Annotated in this window: 15 protein-coding genes; all 15 read left to right on the forward strand. The window is 60.0% G+C overall.

The window, feature by feature from the left end; all coding sequences use genetic code 11:
- The first annotated feature begins 21 nt into the window (after window positions 1-21).
- The 15 genes from ACINK1_RS03475 to nuoN all read left to right on the forward strand — a co-directional run bounded on the left by ACINK1_RS03475 (window position 22) and on the right by nuoN (window position 15,165).
- Window positions 22-345, forward strand: a complete 324-nt coding sequence (locus ACINK1_RS03475) for a four helix bundle protein (RefSeq protein WP_376802473.1) — start codon at window positions 22-24, stop codon at window positions 343-345.
- Window positions 346-417: 72 nt separating this feature from the next.
- Window positions 418-1,608 (forward strand): NADH-quinone oxidoreductase subunit D, encoded by a 1,191-nt coding sequence (locus tag ACINK1_RS03480; protein WP_376802474.1) that lies wholly within the window; start codon window positions 418-420, stop codon window positions 1,606-1,608.
- A 148-nt stretch (window positions 1,609-1,756) separates the two neighbouring features.
- Window positions 1,757-2,827, forward strand: coding sequence for an NADH-quinone oxidoreductase subunit NuoE (gene nuoE / locus ACINK1_RS03485; RefSeq protein WP_376802475.1), 1,071 nt, complete (start codon window positions 1,757-1,759; stop codon window positions 2,825-2,827).
- Window positions 2,828-2,831: 4 nt separating this feature from the next.
- Entirely contained in the window at window positions 2,832-3,362 is a 531-nt protein-coding gene (locus ACINK1_RS03490) for a hypothetical protein (RefSeq protein WP_395759969.1), read from the forward strand.
- 4 nt (window positions 3,363-3,366) lie between these two features.
- Window positions 3,367-4,668: an NADH-quinone oxidoreductase subunit NuoF gene (gene nuoF, locus ACINK1_RS03495; RefSeq protein WP_376802477.1), complete on the forward strand. Its 1,302-nt coding sequence runs from the start codon at window positions 3,367-3,369 to the stop codon at window positions 4,666-4,668.
- 25 nt (window positions 4,669-4,693) lie between these two features.
- Window positions 4,694-5,167 carry a hypothetical protein gene (locus ACINK1_RS03500; protein WP_376802478.1) on the forward strand — a complete coding sequence of 158 codons (474 nt, stop codon included), beginning with the start codon at window positions 4,694-4,696 and terminating at the stop codon, window positions 5,165-5,167.
- 7 nt (window positions 5,168-5,174) lie between these two features.
- Entirely contained in the window at window positions 5,175-5,489 is a 315-nt protein-coding gene (locus tag ACINK1_RS03505; protein ID WP_376802479.1) for a pentapeptide repeat-containing protein, read from the forward strand.
- Window positions 5,486-7,576, forward strand: coding sequence for an NADH-quinone oxidoreductase subunit NuoG (gene nuoG, locus ACINK1_RS03510; protein WP_376802480.1), 2,091 nt, complete (start codon window positions 5,486-5,488; stop codon window positions 7,574-7,576). Before ACINK1_RS03505 ends, nuoG begins: the two co-directional genes overlap by 4 nt.
- Window positions 7,577-7,581: 5 nt before the next feature.
- On the forward strand, window positions 7,582-8,616 hold the full coding sequence (gene nuoH, locus ACINK1_RS03515; protein WP_376802481.1) for an NADH-quinone oxidoreductase subunit NuoH: 1,035 nt from the start codon (window positions 7,582-7,584) through the stop codon (window positions 8,614-8,616).
- 11 nt (window positions 8,617-8,627) lie between these two features.
- Window positions 8,628-9,116: an NADH-quinone oxidoreductase subunit NuoI gene (nuoI, locus tag ACINK1_RS03520; protein WP_376802482.1), complete on the forward strand. Its 489-nt coding sequence runs from the start codon at window positions 8,628-8,630 to the stop codon at window positions 9,114-9,116.
- Between the two features lie 50 nt (window positions 9,117-9,166).
- Entirely contained in the window at window positions 9,167-9,781 is a 615-nt protein-coding gene (locus tag ACINK1_RS03525) for an NADH-quinone oxidoreductase subunit J (RefSeq protein WP_376802483.1), read from the forward strand.
- 9 nt (window positions 9,782-9,790) lie between these two features.
- On the forward strand, window positions 9,791-10,099 hold the full coding sequence (gene nuoK, locus ACINK1_RS03530) for an NADH-quinone oxidoreductase subunit NuoK (RefSeq protein WP_376802484.1): 309 nt from the start codon (window positions 9,791-9,793) through the stop codon (window positions 10,097-10,099).
- 5 nt (window positions 10,100-10,104) lie between these two features.
- A complete protein-coding gene (gene nuoL, locus ACINK1_RS03535) occupies window positions 10,105-12,186 on the forward strand; it encodes an NADH-quinone oxidoreductase subunit L (protein WP_376802485.1) in 2,082 nt (693 codons plus the stop codon).
- Window positions 12,183-13,703, forward strand: coding sequence for an NADH-quinone oxidoreductase subunit M (locus tag ACINK1_RS03540; protein WP_376802486.1), 1,521 nt, complete (start codon window positions 12,183-12,185; stop codon window positions 13,701-13,703). Before nuoL ends, ACINK1_RS03540 begins: the two co-directional genes overlap by 4 nt.
- A 16-nt stretch (window positions 13,704-13,719) precedes the next feature.
- Window positions 13,720-15,165, forward strand: coding sequence for an NADH-quinone oxidoreductase subunit NuoN (nuoN, locus tag ACINK1_RS03545; protein WP_376802487.1), 1,446 nt, complete (start codon window positions 13,720-13,722; stop codon window positions 15,163-15,165).
- Window positions 15,166-15,243 lie beyond the last annotated feature (78 nt).

The following is a 15,243-nucleotide window of genomic DNA, read 5'->3' on the forward strand; positions in this document are numbered from 1 at the left end:
CTGAAAGTGTGGCAAGGAGCAATGGAATTGGCTGTCGCCTGTTACGATCTGACCAAGACATTTCCGCGCGATGAGGCGTACGGAGTGACAGCGCAGATACGTCGTGCGGCGGCGTCTGTGGCGGCGAATATTGCCGAGGGGCATGGTCGCGAAAGCACAGCGTCATTTGTCCAGTTTTTGCGTATCGCCCAAGGATCGCTTAAAGAGCTGGAAACGCATGTGATTTTGGCCGGGCGTGTCAGGTTGGCCGCAAATATCGAACAGATACTTGAGCAAGCGAGCGTGATCGGGATGATGCTTCGCGCGCTGATCCGCTCACTGCAAAAGGACCGTGCCGATGGCTGAGCAGCGCGCGCTGTTTGCATCTGACTACTCGCTATTCGCTATGTGCTATTCGCTATCAGCGGGTAATAAATCATGACCGAACAATCGATCCGCAATTTCTCGATCAATTTCGGGCCGCAGCATCCAGCTGCCCACGGCGTGCTGCGCCTTGTGCTGGAGCTTGACGGCGAGGTGGTGACGCGCGTCGATCCGCATATCGGGCTTCTCCATCGCGGCACGGAAAAGCTGATCGAGGCCAAGACCTATCTGCAGGCCGTCCCCTATTTCGACCGACTCGACTATGTGGCGCCGATGAACCAGGAGCATGCCTATGCTCTGGCAGTCGAGAAATTGCTGAAGGTCCAGGTGCCCAAGCGCGGCCAGCTTATCCGCGTGCTCTATTCCGAGATCGGGCGTATCCTCTCGCATATCCTCAACGTCACCACGCAGGCGATGGATGTCGGTGCGCTCACCCCGCCGCTGTGGGGCTTTGAAGAGCGCGAGAAGCTGATGATCTTCTATGAGCGGGCCTCGGGCAGCCGCATGCATGCCGCCTTCGTGCGCCCGGGTGGGGTGCATCAGGATCTCACCGAGAAGCTCGTCGAAGATATCGGCAATTGGTGCGATCCGTTCCTTAAAGTGTGCGATGACCTTGAGACGCTGCTCACCGAAAACCGCATCTTCAAGCAGCGCAATGTCGATATCGGCGTGGTGTCGCTGGAAACCGGGCTTGCCTGGGGCTTTTCCGGCGTCATGGTGCGCGGTTCCGGCGCGCCCTGGGATCTGCGCAAGAGCCAGCCCTATGAATGCTATGAAGAACTCGATTTCGACATTCCGATTGGCAAGAATGGCGATTGCTATGACCGCTACCTCCTGCGCATGGAGGAGATGCGCCAGTCGACCAAGATCATGAAGCAATGCGTCGAGATGCTGATGGGGAGCGAGCGCGGCGGGCAGGTGTCCTCGCTGCAGGGCAAGATCGTGCCGCCGAAGCGCGGCGACATGAAGCGCTCGATGGAAGCGCTCATCCACCATTTCAAGCTCTATACTGAAGGCTATCATGTGCCTGCAGGCGAGGTATATGCAGCGGTTGAAGCGCCGAAGGGGGAGTTTGGCGTCTATCTCGTCTCTGATGGTTCCAACAAGCCCTATCGCTGTCGCATCCGCGCGCCGGGCTTTGCCCATTTGCAAGCGATGGATTTCATGTGCCGCGGCCATATGCTGGCCGACGTCTCGGCCATCCTTGGCTCGCTTGATATCGTGTTTGGCGAGGTCGATCGGTGAACCAGCAACGCGACATTCGCACTTCAACCTCCCCCGGCAAGGGGGAGGTCGGGCGCGCAACGTCCGGGTGGTGGAGGGCGACCGGATATCGCTCGTTCCCTCTTCTCCCTCGTCATTGCCTTTTGGACCGTAGCGGGAGTGTCAACTGATGTCCGTCCGTCGTCTTGCCCCAGCCGACGTTCAGCCAAAATCCTTCGCCTTCTCGAGCGAAAATCAGGCATGGGCGCAAGCGCAATTCGCCAAATATCCGGCAGGCCGCAAGGCGTCCGCTGTCATTCCCATTCTGTGGCGGGCGCAGGAGCAGGAAGGCTGGGTGAGCGAGAAGGCCATCGAAGTGGTGGCCGAGATGGTTGGCCTTGCCAAGATCCGCGTGCTTGAGGTTGCAACCTTCTACACCATGTTCCAGCTGCAGCCGGTTGGCAGCGCTGCCCATGTGCAGGTGTGCGGCACGACGCCCTGCCGCCTGCGTGGCGCTGGTGAGCTGATCGATATCTGCCAGCATCGCATCCATCACGACCAGTTCCGTCTCTCGGGTGATGGCAAGCTGTCATGGGAAGAGGTTGAATGCGCGGGCGCCTGCGTGAATGCGCCGATGATCCAGGTGTTCTCCGACACTTATGAAGACCTGACGCCTCAAACCTTCAACGCGCTTCTCGACAATTTTGTTGCCGGTAAATCCGTCATGCCCGGTGTGCAGAGCGGCAAGCGGCGGATGTCGGAACAGGAAGGCGGCCAGACGACGCTGCTGGAGCCGGCGCTCTATGATGGCAGCGCGGTTGGCAGCTGGAGAAAATCATTCGGTGAGCGTCAGGCAGCTGCCGCTGCAAAGGCTGTTGCTGCCCCTCCACCAGCACCTCCTGCCGCCGCACCGGTACCTGCGGCGCCTGCGCCATCAGCAGCCCCTGCGTCCGTAATACCGGCGATGACATCGAAGCCCGAAGATAAGCCGGTGATGCTAAGTGCAGCACGCGCGGGCGGCCCGGATGATCTGAAGCTCATCTGGGGTGTTGGGCCGAAGCTTGAAACGATGCTGAACGAGATGGGCGTGTTCCATTTCGACCAGATTGCGGTGTGGTCAGACAAAAATTTGCAATGGGTGGACGACAATCTCCAGGGCTTCCATGGCCGGGCGGTGCGCGATGACTGGATTGGCCAGTCAAAGAAGCTTGCCTCGGGGTGGCGGCCTGCCAATCCTGTCGGCGACAAGCCGGCATCATGAGGTGATGATGGCTGCTGCGTCACCCGTCTTTGCTGTTCCGGTTGCCGCCAAAGCGGCAGGGCTGGCGCTGGCCCTGCTGACGCTTGGCGGCTGTCTGGTGCGCAAGGAAGCGGTGACGGTTGCTTTTGACGCAGCCGAGCACGCGCCATGGCAGGCCAAGGGCACGGCGCGCATTGATGGCGAAGGGTTTTTACGCCGCCCCAACGCTTTTCTTGCCCGTTGCTCGGGCGGTATCGTCTATCTGCTGCCGGATACGACCTATTTTCGCGAGTTCCTGCGCATCCGCAAATCGGGCGTCTATGTCGAGAACGATCCGGCGGGGCGCGAAGCGTTTGCCAAAGGCGCGCGCCAGACACAGTGCAATATGAACGGGCGCTTTTATTTTGAGGAATTGCCGGCTGGCAAATGGCATGTGGCGCTGCGTATCAGCTATGAGGGAGAGGCGTGGCGCGACCAGTCGTCGCTCCTTGCCGAGATCGAAACCAAACCGGGGGAGGTGTCGAAGGCGATCCTCTCCAACCCCAACCGGATCTAGGTGCATGCTACAGGACAAGGACCGTATCTTCACCAATATCTACGGTTTCCACGACCGTTCGCTCGCTGGCGCGCGCAAGCGGGGCTCGTGGGACGGCACCAAGGTGCTGATCGATCTGGGCCGCGACTGGATCGTGAATGAAATGAAGGCGTCTGGCCTGCGCGGGCGCGGCGGGGCAGGCTTCCCCACCGGGCTCAAATGGTCGTTCATGCCCAAGCAATCGGACGGGCGACCGAGCTATCTGGTAGTGAATGCGGACGAGTCCGAGCCTGGTACCTGCAAGGACCGTGAAATCCTGCGCCATGACCCGCATCATCTGGTCGAGGGCTGCCTGATTGCGAGCTTCGCCATGGGTGCGCATGCCGCTTACATCTATGTGCGCGGCGAATTCATCCGTGAGCGCGAGGCGTTGCAGCGCGCAATTGATGAAGCCTATGAGGCGAAACTCATCGGCAAGGGCAATATCCATGGCTGGGATTTCGATCTCTATGTCCACCATGGCGCCGGCGCCTATATCTGCGGCGAAGAAACGGCGCTGCTCGAAAGCCTTGAGGGCAAGAAGGGCCAGCCGCGCCTCAAACCTCCCTTTCCCGCCAATGTCGGGCTTTATGGCTGCCCGACGACGGTCAACAATGTCGAATCGATCGCGGTCGCGCCGACCATTTTGCGCCGCGGTGCCTCATGGTTTTCGAGTTTCGGGCGCCCGAACAATGTCGGCACCAAGCTCTTCTGCGTCTCTGGCCATGTGAACAAGCCGGCGACGTTCGAAGAAGCGATGTCGGTGCCCTTCCGCGAGCTTATCGACAAGCATTGCGGGGGTGTGCGCGGCGGCTGGGACAATCTGCTGGCCGTCATCCCCGGCGGTTCGTCGGTGCCGATGGTGCCGGCAGCGCAGATCATGGACACGCCGATGGATTTCGATGCGCTGCGCGATCTGAAATCAGGGCTCGGCACGGCTGCCGTCATCGTCATGGATAAATCCACTGATGTGGTTCGCGCCATTGCCCGCATCTCCTATTTCTACAAGCATGAATCATGCGGCCAATGCACACCCTGCCGTGAGGGCACGGGGTGGATGTGGCGGGTTCTGGAGCGCATGGCGGAGGGGCGGTCCAGCCGGCGCGAGATCGATATGCTGCTGGAAGTGACGACTCAGGTTGAAGGTCATACGATTTGTGCCCTGGGCGACGCGGCGGCGTGGCCGGTGCAGGGGCTGATCCGCCATTTCCGTGGCGAGATCGAAAAGCGGATCGACCAGTATGCGGCCAACCCGCACGGCGAGCCGATTGCGGTTGCGGCGGAATGACGGGATGTCGGAGAAGGATCATCTCATGAGGCCGACGACGATGGTGCTGGTGTTGAGCGTGTTGATGGTCGCTGGCTGTGCCAGTCGTCCGCAGTTTGGTCAGCGCCTGCAGGTGGCGACGCCGGGAACGGTGGTAAACGCACCGGTGCGGATTGTACGAGACGTCATCACTGACAGTGCACGCCGTCGCGGCACGGCGATCACACTTGTTGGTGATGGACTTATTCTCGAAGCTCCGCTTGCGGAGACGCGCGTCGAGGTCGAAGAGACATGCGGGCCGCATCGCCCCGGGCGCAAGACGCGTGTCGTCCTGACAACGGTGCCGGCGGGTGGCGGGACGCTCCTCAGCGAGGATCGTTATATCGTCGACGGTGCCCAGACCTGTTATCTGCGCCTGTCGCCGGAGGATGCAGCCCAATCGCGTAATGCGCTCAATCGTATCAAGGCGACTGCGGAGGAAATCCAGCGGCGTATCAGCGCTCACGCGGCGTTGCAGTGAGGATGTGATGAAGCTCGACAAGGTCAAGGACAGGCTCGATGTAACGGTGAGCGACCTCTCGGGTTCGCTCTTTGACGACGTCAATCTGTCAGGCACCCATGTCCACAATGCCAATCTGTCGGGCTGGTCGCTGAACGACGTCAATCTGTCAGGACTGAGGGTCAACAACGCCAATGTGTCCGGCGCGCGCATTTCCAACGCTAATCTTGCCGGGGCGGCGATCAGCGATTGCCGGCTCGACGGCTTCACCATAAACGGGATCGCGGTAAGCGAACTTCTGGCGGCCCATGCGGCGGCTTCATCGGCGAAGGGCACGACATGACGAAACTGATCGTCGACGGCAGGGAAGTGGATGTTCCGGCGGGCGCGACGCTGCTGCAGGCATGCGAGGCGGCGGGGGCGGAAATTCCGCGCTTCTGCTTCCATGAGCGGCTGTCGATTGCCGGCAATTGCCGCATGTGTCTGGTGGAAGTGGTCGGCGAACCCAAGCCCGTTGCCTCCTGCGCCCGCTCGGTGCGCGATTTGCGACCCGGCAAAGACAACGCCCCGCCCGTCGTCAACACGCGCACACCGATGGTGAAAAAAGCGCGCGAGGGGGTGATGGAATTCCTGTTGATCAATCATCCGCTCGACTGCCCGATCTGCGACCAGGGCGGCGAATGCGACCTCCAGGATCAGGCGATGGCCTATGGTGTGTCGAAGACGCGCTATCACGAGAACAAGCGGGCGGTTGAGGACAAGAATATCGGGCCGCTGGTGAAGACGGTGATGACGCGCTGCATCCATTGCACGCGCTGCGTCCGGTTCACGGCGGAAGTGGCCGGCGTCGGCGATCTTGGCGCCATCGGTCGCGGCGAGGATATGGAGATCACGACCTATCTCGAAGCGGCGATGGGGTCGGAGCTGCAGGGCAACATCATCGATCTGTGTCCGGTCGGTGCGCTGACCTCGAAGCCATTCGCCTTCCAGGCGCGACCCTGGGAACTCACCAAGACCGAGACCATCGACGTCATGGATGCGGTGGGGTCTGCCATTCGCGTGGATGCGCGCGGCAATGAGGTGATGCGCATCATGCCGCGCACCAATGATGCGGTGAACGAGGAATGGATTTCCGACAAGACCCGCTTCATCTGGGACGGGCTCAAATCGCAGCGTCTTGATCGGCCTTATATCCGCGATAATGGCCGGCTGCGCCCGGCAAGCTTCGCGGAAGCCTTCACGCTCATCGCGAGCAAGATCAAGGCCACCCAGGGCAAGCGCATCGGGGCGATTGCGGGCGATCTGGCAAGCGTTGAGGAGATGTACGCGCTGAAAGAACTGATGAACGCGCTCAACAGCCCCAACATCGATTGTCGACCGGATGGCACGAAGCTGCATCCCAGTGGCGGGCGGGCTTCCTACTTGTTCGGTTCCGGCATTGCGGGCATCGACAAGGCCGATGCGCTGCTCGTCATCGGTTCCAATCCGCGCCGCGAGGCGGCGGTTCTCAATGCGCGTATCCGCAAACGTTGGCGGGCAGGCGGCTTCCCGATCGGTTTCATCGGGACGAAAGCTGATACCGCCTGGGACTATGCTTATCTGGGTGCTGGCCCGGAGACGCTTGGTGAGATGGTTGCCGGCAATCATCCGTTCGTCCAGACGATGAAAGCAGCCAAGCATCCGATGATCATCATCGGGCAGGGGGCGTTGTCGCGGGTGGATGGCGCTGCAGTTCTCTCGCTTGCGGCCAAAGCGGCGCTGGCGCTCGGCGTCATCGGGCGCAGCGATGATGCGGGCTGGAACGGCTTTGCCGTTCTGCACACCGCAGCCTCACGCGTGGGCGGGCTTGAGATCGGTTTTGTTCCCGGCAAGGACGGGCTCGATGGGCGCGCGATGATCCGTCAGGGTGCGCTTGACGTGCTGTTCCTCCTGGGAGCGGACGAGGTGGCGCTGTCGCCCGGGACGTTTGCCGTCTATATCGGCTCGCATGGTGATGATGGCGCGCAGGCCGCCGATGTCGTTCTCCCAGGCGCTGCCTACACGGAAAAGAGCGGTATCTACGTCAATACCGAAGGGCGGGTGCAGCAAACCGAACGTGCTGTCTTCCCGCCTGGCAATGCGCGTGAGGACTGGGCGATCCTGCGTGCCCTGTCGCAGACGCTTGAAGCAAAACTCCCGTTCGATTCTCTGGCGCAGTTGCGGCAGGCGCTTTTTTCCACCTTCCCTGATCTGGCGAAAACCGGCAGCCGGCTGATTGCCGATCCGGCGACGCTTTCCAAAATCGCCGACATGGGAATGTCTGCCGATAAGGCGCCATTCAATGAGGCGATCGATGATTTCTATTTGACCAATCCGATCGCCCGCGCCTCGGCGGTGATGGCGGAATGTGCGCGCTTATCGACCATGCGCATGACGACAGCGGCGGAGTAAAGGCGATGAGCGAAGTCGTGTGGAAAGCGTTGTTGCAGGGCGGGCTGATTGCTCTGCAGAGCGTTGTATTGCTGGTGGCGCTGCTGGTGATGATTGCCTTCCTGCTGCTGTTTGACCGCAAGGTGTGGGCAGCCGTGCAAATGCGCAAAGGGCCTAATGTGGTCGGCGCGTTCGGTCTGCTGCAATCCTTTGCCGACCTGCTGAAATTCGTGCTGAAAGAACCGATCATCCCGGCTGGAGCCGACCGCCCGGTGTTTCTGCTGGCACCGCTGGTCACCGTCATCCTGGCACTTGCAGCCTGGGCGGTGGTGCCGATCGGGCCGGGCTGGGTGATCGCCGACATCAATGTCGGTATCCTCTATATCTTCGCCATCTCGTCATTGGGCGTTTACGGCATCATCATGGGGGGGTGGGCGTCGAACTCGAAATATCCCTTTCTCGGCGCCTTGCGCTCGGCGGCACAGATGGTGTCCTACGAAGTCTCCATCGGCTTTGTCATCGTGACTGTCCTGCTGTGGGTTGGCTCGCTCAATCTCAGCCAGATCGTCGAATCGCAGCGCAGTGCCTACGGGCTTCTCGGCTGGCATTTCGCCAATCCGCTTCTGTTTCCGATGTTTGTCATCTTCTTCATTTCAGCGTTGGCTGAGACCAATCGACCGCCCTTCGATCTGCCCGAGGCCGAATCCGAACTCGTTGCCGGGTTCATGGTTGAATATTCCTCCACGCCCTATCTTCTGTTCATGCTGGGCGAATATGTCGCCATCACCCTGATGTGCGCCATGACCGCGATCCTGTTTCTCGGCGGCTGGCTGTCGCCGCTTCCCTTTGCGCCGTTTACGTGGATTCCCGGTGTCGTCTGGTTCGTTCTCAAGATTTGGTTCGTGTTCTTCATGTTCGCCATGGTCAAGGCGATCGTTCCGCGCTACCGCTACGACCAGTTGATGCGCCTTGGCTGGAAAGTGTTTCTGCCGGCGTCCCTGTTGTTTCTTGTTGCCAGCGCCGCGTTCCTGCAGGCGACCAATCTGGCGGCCAAAGGCTGAAGGAGGCGAGGATGACCCTTGATCGCGCCGCGCGTTCGCTCTTCCTGTGGGAGTTCGTGCAGGCCTTCGGACTGGCGATGCGTTATTATTTCCGGCCCAAATTCACCATCGACTATCCTTTCCAGAAGGGGCATCTGTCGCCGCGCTTTCGCGGTGAACATGCGCTGCGCCGCTATCCCAATGGCGAGGAGCGCTGCATTGCCTGCAAGCTGTGCGAGGCGATCTGCCCGGCGCAGGCGATCACCATCGAAGCGGGACCGCGGCGCAATGACGGGACGCGGCGCACGACGCGCTATGACATTGACATGGTCAAATGCATTTATTGCGGCTTTTGCCAGGAAGCATGCCCGGTCGATGCGATTGTCGAGGGGCCGAATTACGAATTTGCGACCGAAACCCGCGAAGAACTCTATTACAACAAGGAGCGCCTGCTGGCGAATGGTGACCGCTGGGAGCGTGAGATCGCGCAGAACATCGCGCTCGATGCGCCTTACCGGTAAGTGGGCAGGAATTGATGAGGGGCGCGACACATGAGCAGGGGCAGCGATAAATGACGCTGGCAATTTTCTTTTTCTACCTGCTGTCCGCGGTGCTGGTTGCATCGGCGATGATGGTGATATCATCGCGTAACCCGGTGCATTCGGTGCTGTTTCTGATCCTCGCCTTCGTCAATGCGGCGGGGCTTTTTGTGCTGCTCGGGGCCGAGTTTCTGGCGATGATCCTGATCGTCGTCTATGTCGGTGCGGTGGCGGTGCTGTTCCTCTTCGTCGTGATGATGCTTGACGTCGATTTTACCGAACTCAGGCAGGGCATTTTGCAGTATCTGCCGATTGGGGCTCTGATCGGTCTTGTTCTGCTGGTTGAAATCCTGCTGGTTGTCGGCTCATGGGTGGTTGCGCCGGAAGTCGCGGCGCTGCGCACGACACCAACGCCGACGCTGGCGATTGCCGATAACACGGCCGCACTCGGGCGTATCCTTTACACGACGTACATCTACTACTTTCAGGCAGCCGGCCTTGTGCTGCTGGTGGCGATGGTTGGCGCCATCGTGCTGACGTTGCGCCACAAGGAAGGCGTCAAGCGCCAGGACGTCGCGGCACAGATCGCGCGCGATCCGGCAACCGCCATCGAGGTGCGCAAAGTGCCAAGCCGGGCAGGGATCTGAGGGGCGGACATGGAGATCGGACTGAGTCATTTTCTGTCGGTTGCCGCTGTGCTGTTCACGCTCGGCGTCTTCGGCATTTTCCTCAACCGCAAGAACATCATCATCATTCTCATGTCGGTCGAGCTGATGCTGCTTGCGGTCAATATCAATTTTGTCGCGTTTTCGGCATTTCTTGGCGATCTGGTCGGCCAGGTTTTCGCGCTGCTGGTGTTGACGGTCGCAGCCGCGGAAGCGGCCATCGGCCTTGCCATTCTCGTCACCTTCTTCCGCAACCGCGGCTCGATCGCGGTTGAGGATGTCAGCCAGATGAAGGGTTGAGCCTGATGATTTCGGCCATCGTCTTCCTGCCATTGCTGGGTTTCATCATTGCCGGCGCGGTGACGCTGATCGGGCGGCGCATGAGCATTCCCGCCGGGGCCGGCCATGGAGGTCACGGGTCTGATCACGACGACCATGGTGCAGCGCCGATGAGTGCTGCCAATGATCACGGCCATGACGCTCATCATGCGGCGGCGCCGGGCGCGCGCTTTGCCGAACTGGTGACCACCGGTTTTCTGATGGTGTCAGCCCTGCTGTCGTGGATTGTTTTCTTTCAGGTAGGCTTTGGCGGGCAGGGTTATCACGTGCGCCTGCTGCGCTTCATTCATGTCGGCAATTTCGTTGCCGACTGGGCGTTGTGGGTTGATACGATGACTGCCGTGATGCTGGTGGTGGTCAACACCGTCTCGGCACTCGTCCACCTTTATTCCATCGGCTACATGGCGCATGACGAGCACCGGCCGCGCTTCTTTGCCTATCTGTCGCTCTTCACCTTCGCCATGCTGATGCTGGTGACGTCCGACAATTTCATCCAGCTTTTCTTTGGCTGGGAAGGGGTGGGGCTGGCGAGCTATCTGCTGATCGGGTTCTGGTTCAACAAGAGAAGCGCCAATGACGCCTCGATGAAGGCTTTCATCGTCAACCGCGTTGGCGATTTCGGCTTCGCTCTTGGTATTTTCGCCGTCTTCGTCCTCTTTGGCTCGGTCGCCTTCGATACGGTGTTTGCCAATGCGCCGGCGCTTGCCGGCAAGCCCTTCGTCTTCATCGGGCTGCACGTCGATGCGCTCACTTGCTGTTGCCTCCTGCTCTTCGTCGGCGCCATGGGCAAATCAGCCCAGCTTTTCCTCCACACCTGGCTGCCTGATGCCATGGAAGGGCCAACCCCGGTGTCAGCCCTCATCCATGCCGCAACCATGGTGACGGCCGGTGTTTTCATGGTGGCCCGCCTGTCGCCGCTGATGGAGCAGGCGCCGGCCGCCCTGTCGATCATCACGATTGTGGGCGCGTCGACGGCGTTTTTCGCCGCGACCGTCGGCCTGGTGCAAAACGACATCAAGCGGGTGATCGCCTATTCGACCTGTTCGCAGCTTGGCTACATGTTTGCGGCCGCAGGCGTTGGTGCCTATTCGCTGGCGATCTTCCATTTGTTTACGCATGCCTTCTTCAAGGCATTGCTCTTCCTTGGATCAGGCAGTGTCATTCACGCCGTGTCGGGCGAGCAGGACATCCGCCATATGGGCGGTCTCGCCAAGCGCATCCCTCTGACCTACTGGATGATGACGATTGGCACGCTGGCGCTCACCGGCTTCGGCCTGCCATTATCGGGCATCGGCTTTGCCGGCTTCATCTCGAAGGATGCGATCATCGGCGCCACATTCGTCGGACATGGGCCTGCGGCAGGCTATGCGTTCGCGCTCCTGGTCATCGCCGCCTTCATGACGTCATTCTATTCGTGGCGACTGGTTTTCCTGGTCTTCCACGGCAAGTCGCGCATGACGGCTGATGTCGAAAGTCATGTCCATGAAAGCCCGCTGACGATGACAGTGCCGCTGATGGTGCTGGCGGTGGGCGCGGTTGTTGCCGGCATGGTGTTCATGCGCCAGTTCGGCGATGATCACGGCGTGGCTGATTTCTTCCGCAAGAGCCTGTTCCTGTCCGATCATAACCACACGCTGCACGACATTCATGGCGCGCCGCTGTGGGTGGAGCTGGCGCCGACGGTCATGATGATAGCCGGCTTCGGGCTTGCCTGGCTGTTTTACATGTCGCGGACTGATCTGCCGGCAAAACTCGCGGCAGCCCAGCCGGTTGCCTACCGTTTCATCCTCAACAAATGGTATTTCGACGAGATCTACAACTTCCTGCTGGTGCAGCCGGCACGCTGGCTTGGCCGCTTCCTGTGGAAGAAGGGGGATGGCTGGCTCATTGACGGTTTTGGCCCCGATGGCGTGGCAGCGCGCGTCATGGATGTGACACGGGGCGTGGTGCGCCTGCAGTCAGGATTTCTCTATCATTATGCATTTGCCATGTTGATGGGCATCACCGCTCTGCTCACCTGGTACATGTTCGCCGGGGGCGCACGATGAACTGGCCGGTCATTACCCTTCTGCTTGTGCTGCCTCTGATCGGGAGCGCACTGATCGTGGCGAGCTGGCTGCTGCGCGGCGGCAATGACCAGGCGGCGCTGGGACGCGATGCGCGCTACATCGCCTTGTGGACGACGCTCATCACCTTCCTTGTCTCGCTCACCCTGTGGACCGGGTTTGATACCAAATCAGCCGGCTTCCAGTTTCTTGAGACGAAGCCGTGGTTTGGCGGGCTGATGTCGTATCGCGTCGGTGTTGACGGCATTTCGATGCTGTTTGTGGTGCTGACAACGTTTCTCATGCCGTTTTGTATTCTGGCGAGCTGGCAATCGGTCGACAAGCGCGTGGCTGAATACATGGTGGCCTTCCTCGTGCTCGAGACGATGATGATCGGCGTTTTCGTCGCTCTCGATCTTGTCCTCTTCTACCTCTTCTTCGAGGGAACGCTCATCCCGATGTTCATCATCATCGGTGTGTGGGGGGGCGCGCGGCGCGTCTATGCGAGCTTCAAATTCTTCCTCTTCACGTTTCTAGGCTCCGTCCTGGTGCTGCTTGCGATCATGGCGATGTACTGGACGGCGCAGACAACGAACATTGTCGAGCTGCTGAAATATGATTTCCCGCTCAATCTGCAAACCTGGTTGTGGCTGGCGTTTTTCGCCTCCTTTGCCGTCAAGATGCCGATGTGGCCGGTCCATACCTGGCTGCCCGATGCGCATGTCGAGGCGCCGACCGCGGGTTCGGTCATCCTGGCGGGTATCTTGCTGAAGCTTGGAGGCTATGGCTTCATCCGCTTCTCGCTGTCGATGCTGCCGGATGCATCCGCCAATTTCGCGCCGCTGGTGTTTGCGCTGTCCTGCGTTGCCATCATCTACACCTCGCTGGTGGCAATGATGCAGGATGACATCAAGAAGCTGATTGCCTATTCCTCCGTCGCTCATATGGGCTTCGTGACGATCGGCATTTTCACCTTCACTGAACAGGGTTTGCAGGGCGCCCTCTTCCAGATGCTGTCGCACGGGCTGGTATCGGGCGCGCTTTTCCTGTGCGTTGGCATTGTCTATGACCGCATGCACACCCGCGAGATCAACGCCTATGGCGGGCTTGTCCATCGCATGCCGGTCTATGCCGTCTTCTTCATGGTGTTCACCCTTGCCAATGTCGGCCTGCCGGGCACGTCAGGCTTTGTTGGCGAGGTGTTGTCGCTGACGGGTGCTTTCATTGCCAATAGCTGGGTCGCCGTGTTTGCGACCACCGGGGTTATTCTCTCGGCCTGCTACGCGCTGTGGCTTTATCGGCGCGTGATCTTCGGACCGCTCGAAAAGCCGTCCCTTGCCGCGTTGAACGACGTGACAGCGCGGGAAATCCTGGTGCTGGCGCCGCTGGTTGTTCTGGTGATCGGCTTTGGCATTTATCCAAGCGCGGTGTTTGATATCACCGCTGCGTCGGTGAAGGCGCTGTTGCTCAACACCCATCTTGCCGTCAAAACCGGCCTGCCGCTTCTTGCGGCCTACTGACGGAGTGCCGTGAACCATGCAAAGCCTGGGTGAATTTTCCAGCCTGTGGCCGGCTCTGCCGGAAGGTGTTTTGGCCCTGGGGGCCTTGCTGCTGCTGATGCTGGGGGCGGTGCGTGGCGAGCGCGCGGGCGACCTGATCACCGCGCTGTCGGTCGGGCTGCTGGTCCTGGCGGCACTGATCGTCGAAAGCCTGCCCGATGAGCGTATCATCATCTTTTCAGGCGGTTTTGTCTTCGATGGCTTTGCCCGCTTCGTCAAATCGGCAAGCTTTATTGCCAGTGCAGTGGCGATCATTCTTGGCCGCACCTACTTTCGCGAGATCAAGGTCGTCCATTTCGAATATCCGATCCTCGTCGTGCTCGCTTCCGTTGGCATGGGAATGATGATTTCGGCCAATGACCTGCTGGCGGTCTATGTCGGGCTGGAACTGATGTCGCTGTCGCTTTACGTCATCGCCGCCATTGATCGCGACAATGCGCGCTCCAGCGAAGCGGGGCTCAAATATTTCGTACTGGGAGCGCTTTCGTCCGGGCTTCTGCTTTATGGCGCCTCGCTCGTTTACGGGTTCACCGGCACGACGGCGTTCGAAGGCATTGCCGCCGCCGTCACGCAAGGGGCGCGGCCACCGCTCGGGCTGGTTTTCGGACTGGTTTTCCTTATCGCCGGCTTTGCCTTCAAGGTATCGGCTGTGCCGTTCCACATGTGGACGCCGGATGTTTATCAGGGCGCGCCGACACCGGTTGCGGCATTCTTCTCGGCCGCACCGAAGTTTGCCGCCATGGCGCTCTTTACCCGCGTCATGATCGGCGCTTTCCCCCAGGCGATCGCCGCCTGGCAGCAGGTGGTGGTCTTCATTGCCATCGCTTCCATGTTGCTTGGCGCCTTTGCGGCAATCGGCCAATCCAACATCAAGCGCCTGCTTGCCTATTCATCCATCGCCAATATGGGCTTTGCACTCGTTGGCCTGGCGAGCGCCACGTCGGCTGGGATCGAGGGTGTCCTCGTCTACATGCTCATCTATCTGTTCATGACGCTCGGGGTCTTTGCCTGCGTGCTGGCGATGCGTGGCCCGCAGGGCATGATCGAAAACGTCGAGGATCTGGCTGGCTTGTCGAAGACCAACCCGATGATGGCGTTTATCCTGGCCATGATGATGTTCTCGCTTATCGGCGTGCCGCCACTCGCCGGGTTTTTTGGCAAGTATCTGGTTTTCCTTGCAGCCATCGAGGCGAAGCTTTACGCTTTGTCGATCATTGGCGTTCTATCCAGCGCTGTGGGTGCCTACTACTATTTGCGCATTATCAAAATCATGTATTTTGATGAGGTAAAACAGTCGCTTGGCCCGGTTCCCTCCGAGGTCAAGCTGGTGTTGGGCGTCAGTGGTGCCTTCGTTGTGCTCTTTGCCCTCTATCCCGGGCCCCTTTATTCCGCCGCATCGGCGGCCGCAAAATCCCTTTTTTAAATAATCGATTTGCCAGGAGTTCCTGTCTTTGTCTAATGCGCAATTGTTGTTCGTCCCGCTCGGCGGTGTCGGCGAAAT

Origin of the sequence: Raskinella chloraquaticus (SeqCode) (assembly GCF_021731865.1) — a bacterium.
GTDB lineage: Bacteria > Pseudomonadota > Alphaproteobacteria > Rhizobiales > UBA4765 > Raskinella > Raskinella chloraquaticus.

Bases quoted from the DNA above. Each gene is read 5' to 3' on its own strand.
- ACINK1_RS03475 (WP_376802473.1), top strand. From the start codon at position 22: ATGGAATTGGCTGTCGCCTGTTACGATCTGACCAAGACATTTCCGCGC.
- ACINK1_RS03480 (WP_376802474.1), top strand. From the start codon at position 418: ATGACCGAACAATCGATCCGCAATTTCTCGATCAATTTCGGGCCGCAG.
- nuoE (WP_376802475.1), top strand. From the start codon at position 1,757: ATGTCCGTCCGTCGTCTTGCCCCAGCCGACGTTCAGCCAAAATCCTTC.
- ACINK1_RS03490 (WP_395759969.1), top strand. From the start codon at position 2,832: ATGATGGCTGCTGCGTCACCCGTCTTTGCTGTTCCGGTTGCCGCCAAA.
- nuoF (WP_376802477.1), top strand. From the start codon at position 3,367: ATGCTACAGGACAAGGACCGTATCTTCACCAATATCTACGGTTTCCAC.
- ACINK1_RS03500 (WP_376802478.1), top strand. From the start codon at position 4,694: ATGAGGCCGACGACGATGGTGCTGGTGTTGAGCGTGTTGATGGTCGCT.
- ACINK1_RS03505 (WP_376802479.1), top strand. From the start codon at position 5,175: ATGAAGCTCGACAAGGTCAAGGACAGGCTCGATGTAACGGTGAGCGAC.
- nuoG (WP_376802480.1), top strand. From the start codon at position 5,486: ATGACGAAACTGATCGTCGACGGCAGGGAAGTGGATGTTCCGGCGGGC.
- nuoH (WP_376802481.1), top strand. From the start codon at position 7,582: ATGAGCGAAGTCGTGTGGAAAGCGTTGTTGCAGGGCGGGCTGATTGCT.
- nuoI (WP_376802482.1), top strand. From the start codon at position 8,628: ATGACCCTTGATCGCGCCGCGCGTTCGCTCTTCCTGTGGGAGTTCGTG.
- ACINK1_RS03525 (WP_376802483.1), top strand. From the start codon at position 9,167: ATGACGCTGGCAATTTTCTTTTTCTACCTGCTGTCCGCGGTGCTGGTT.
- nuoK (WP_376802484.1), top strand. From the start codon at position 9,791: ATGGAGATCGGACTGAGTCATTTTCTGTCGGTTGCCGCTGTGCTGTTC.
- nuoL (WP_376802485.1), top strand. From the start codon at position 10,105: ATGATTTCGGCCATCGTCTTCCTGCCATTGCTGGGTTTCATCATTGCC.
- ACINK1_RS03540 (WP_376802486.1), top strand. From the start codon at position 12,183: ATGAACTGGCCGGTCATTACCCTTCTGCTTGTGCTGCCTCTGATCGGG.
- nuoN (WP_376802487.1), top strand. From the start codon at position 13,720: ATGCAAAGCCTGGGTGAATTTTCCAGCCTGTGGCCGGCTCTGCCGGAA.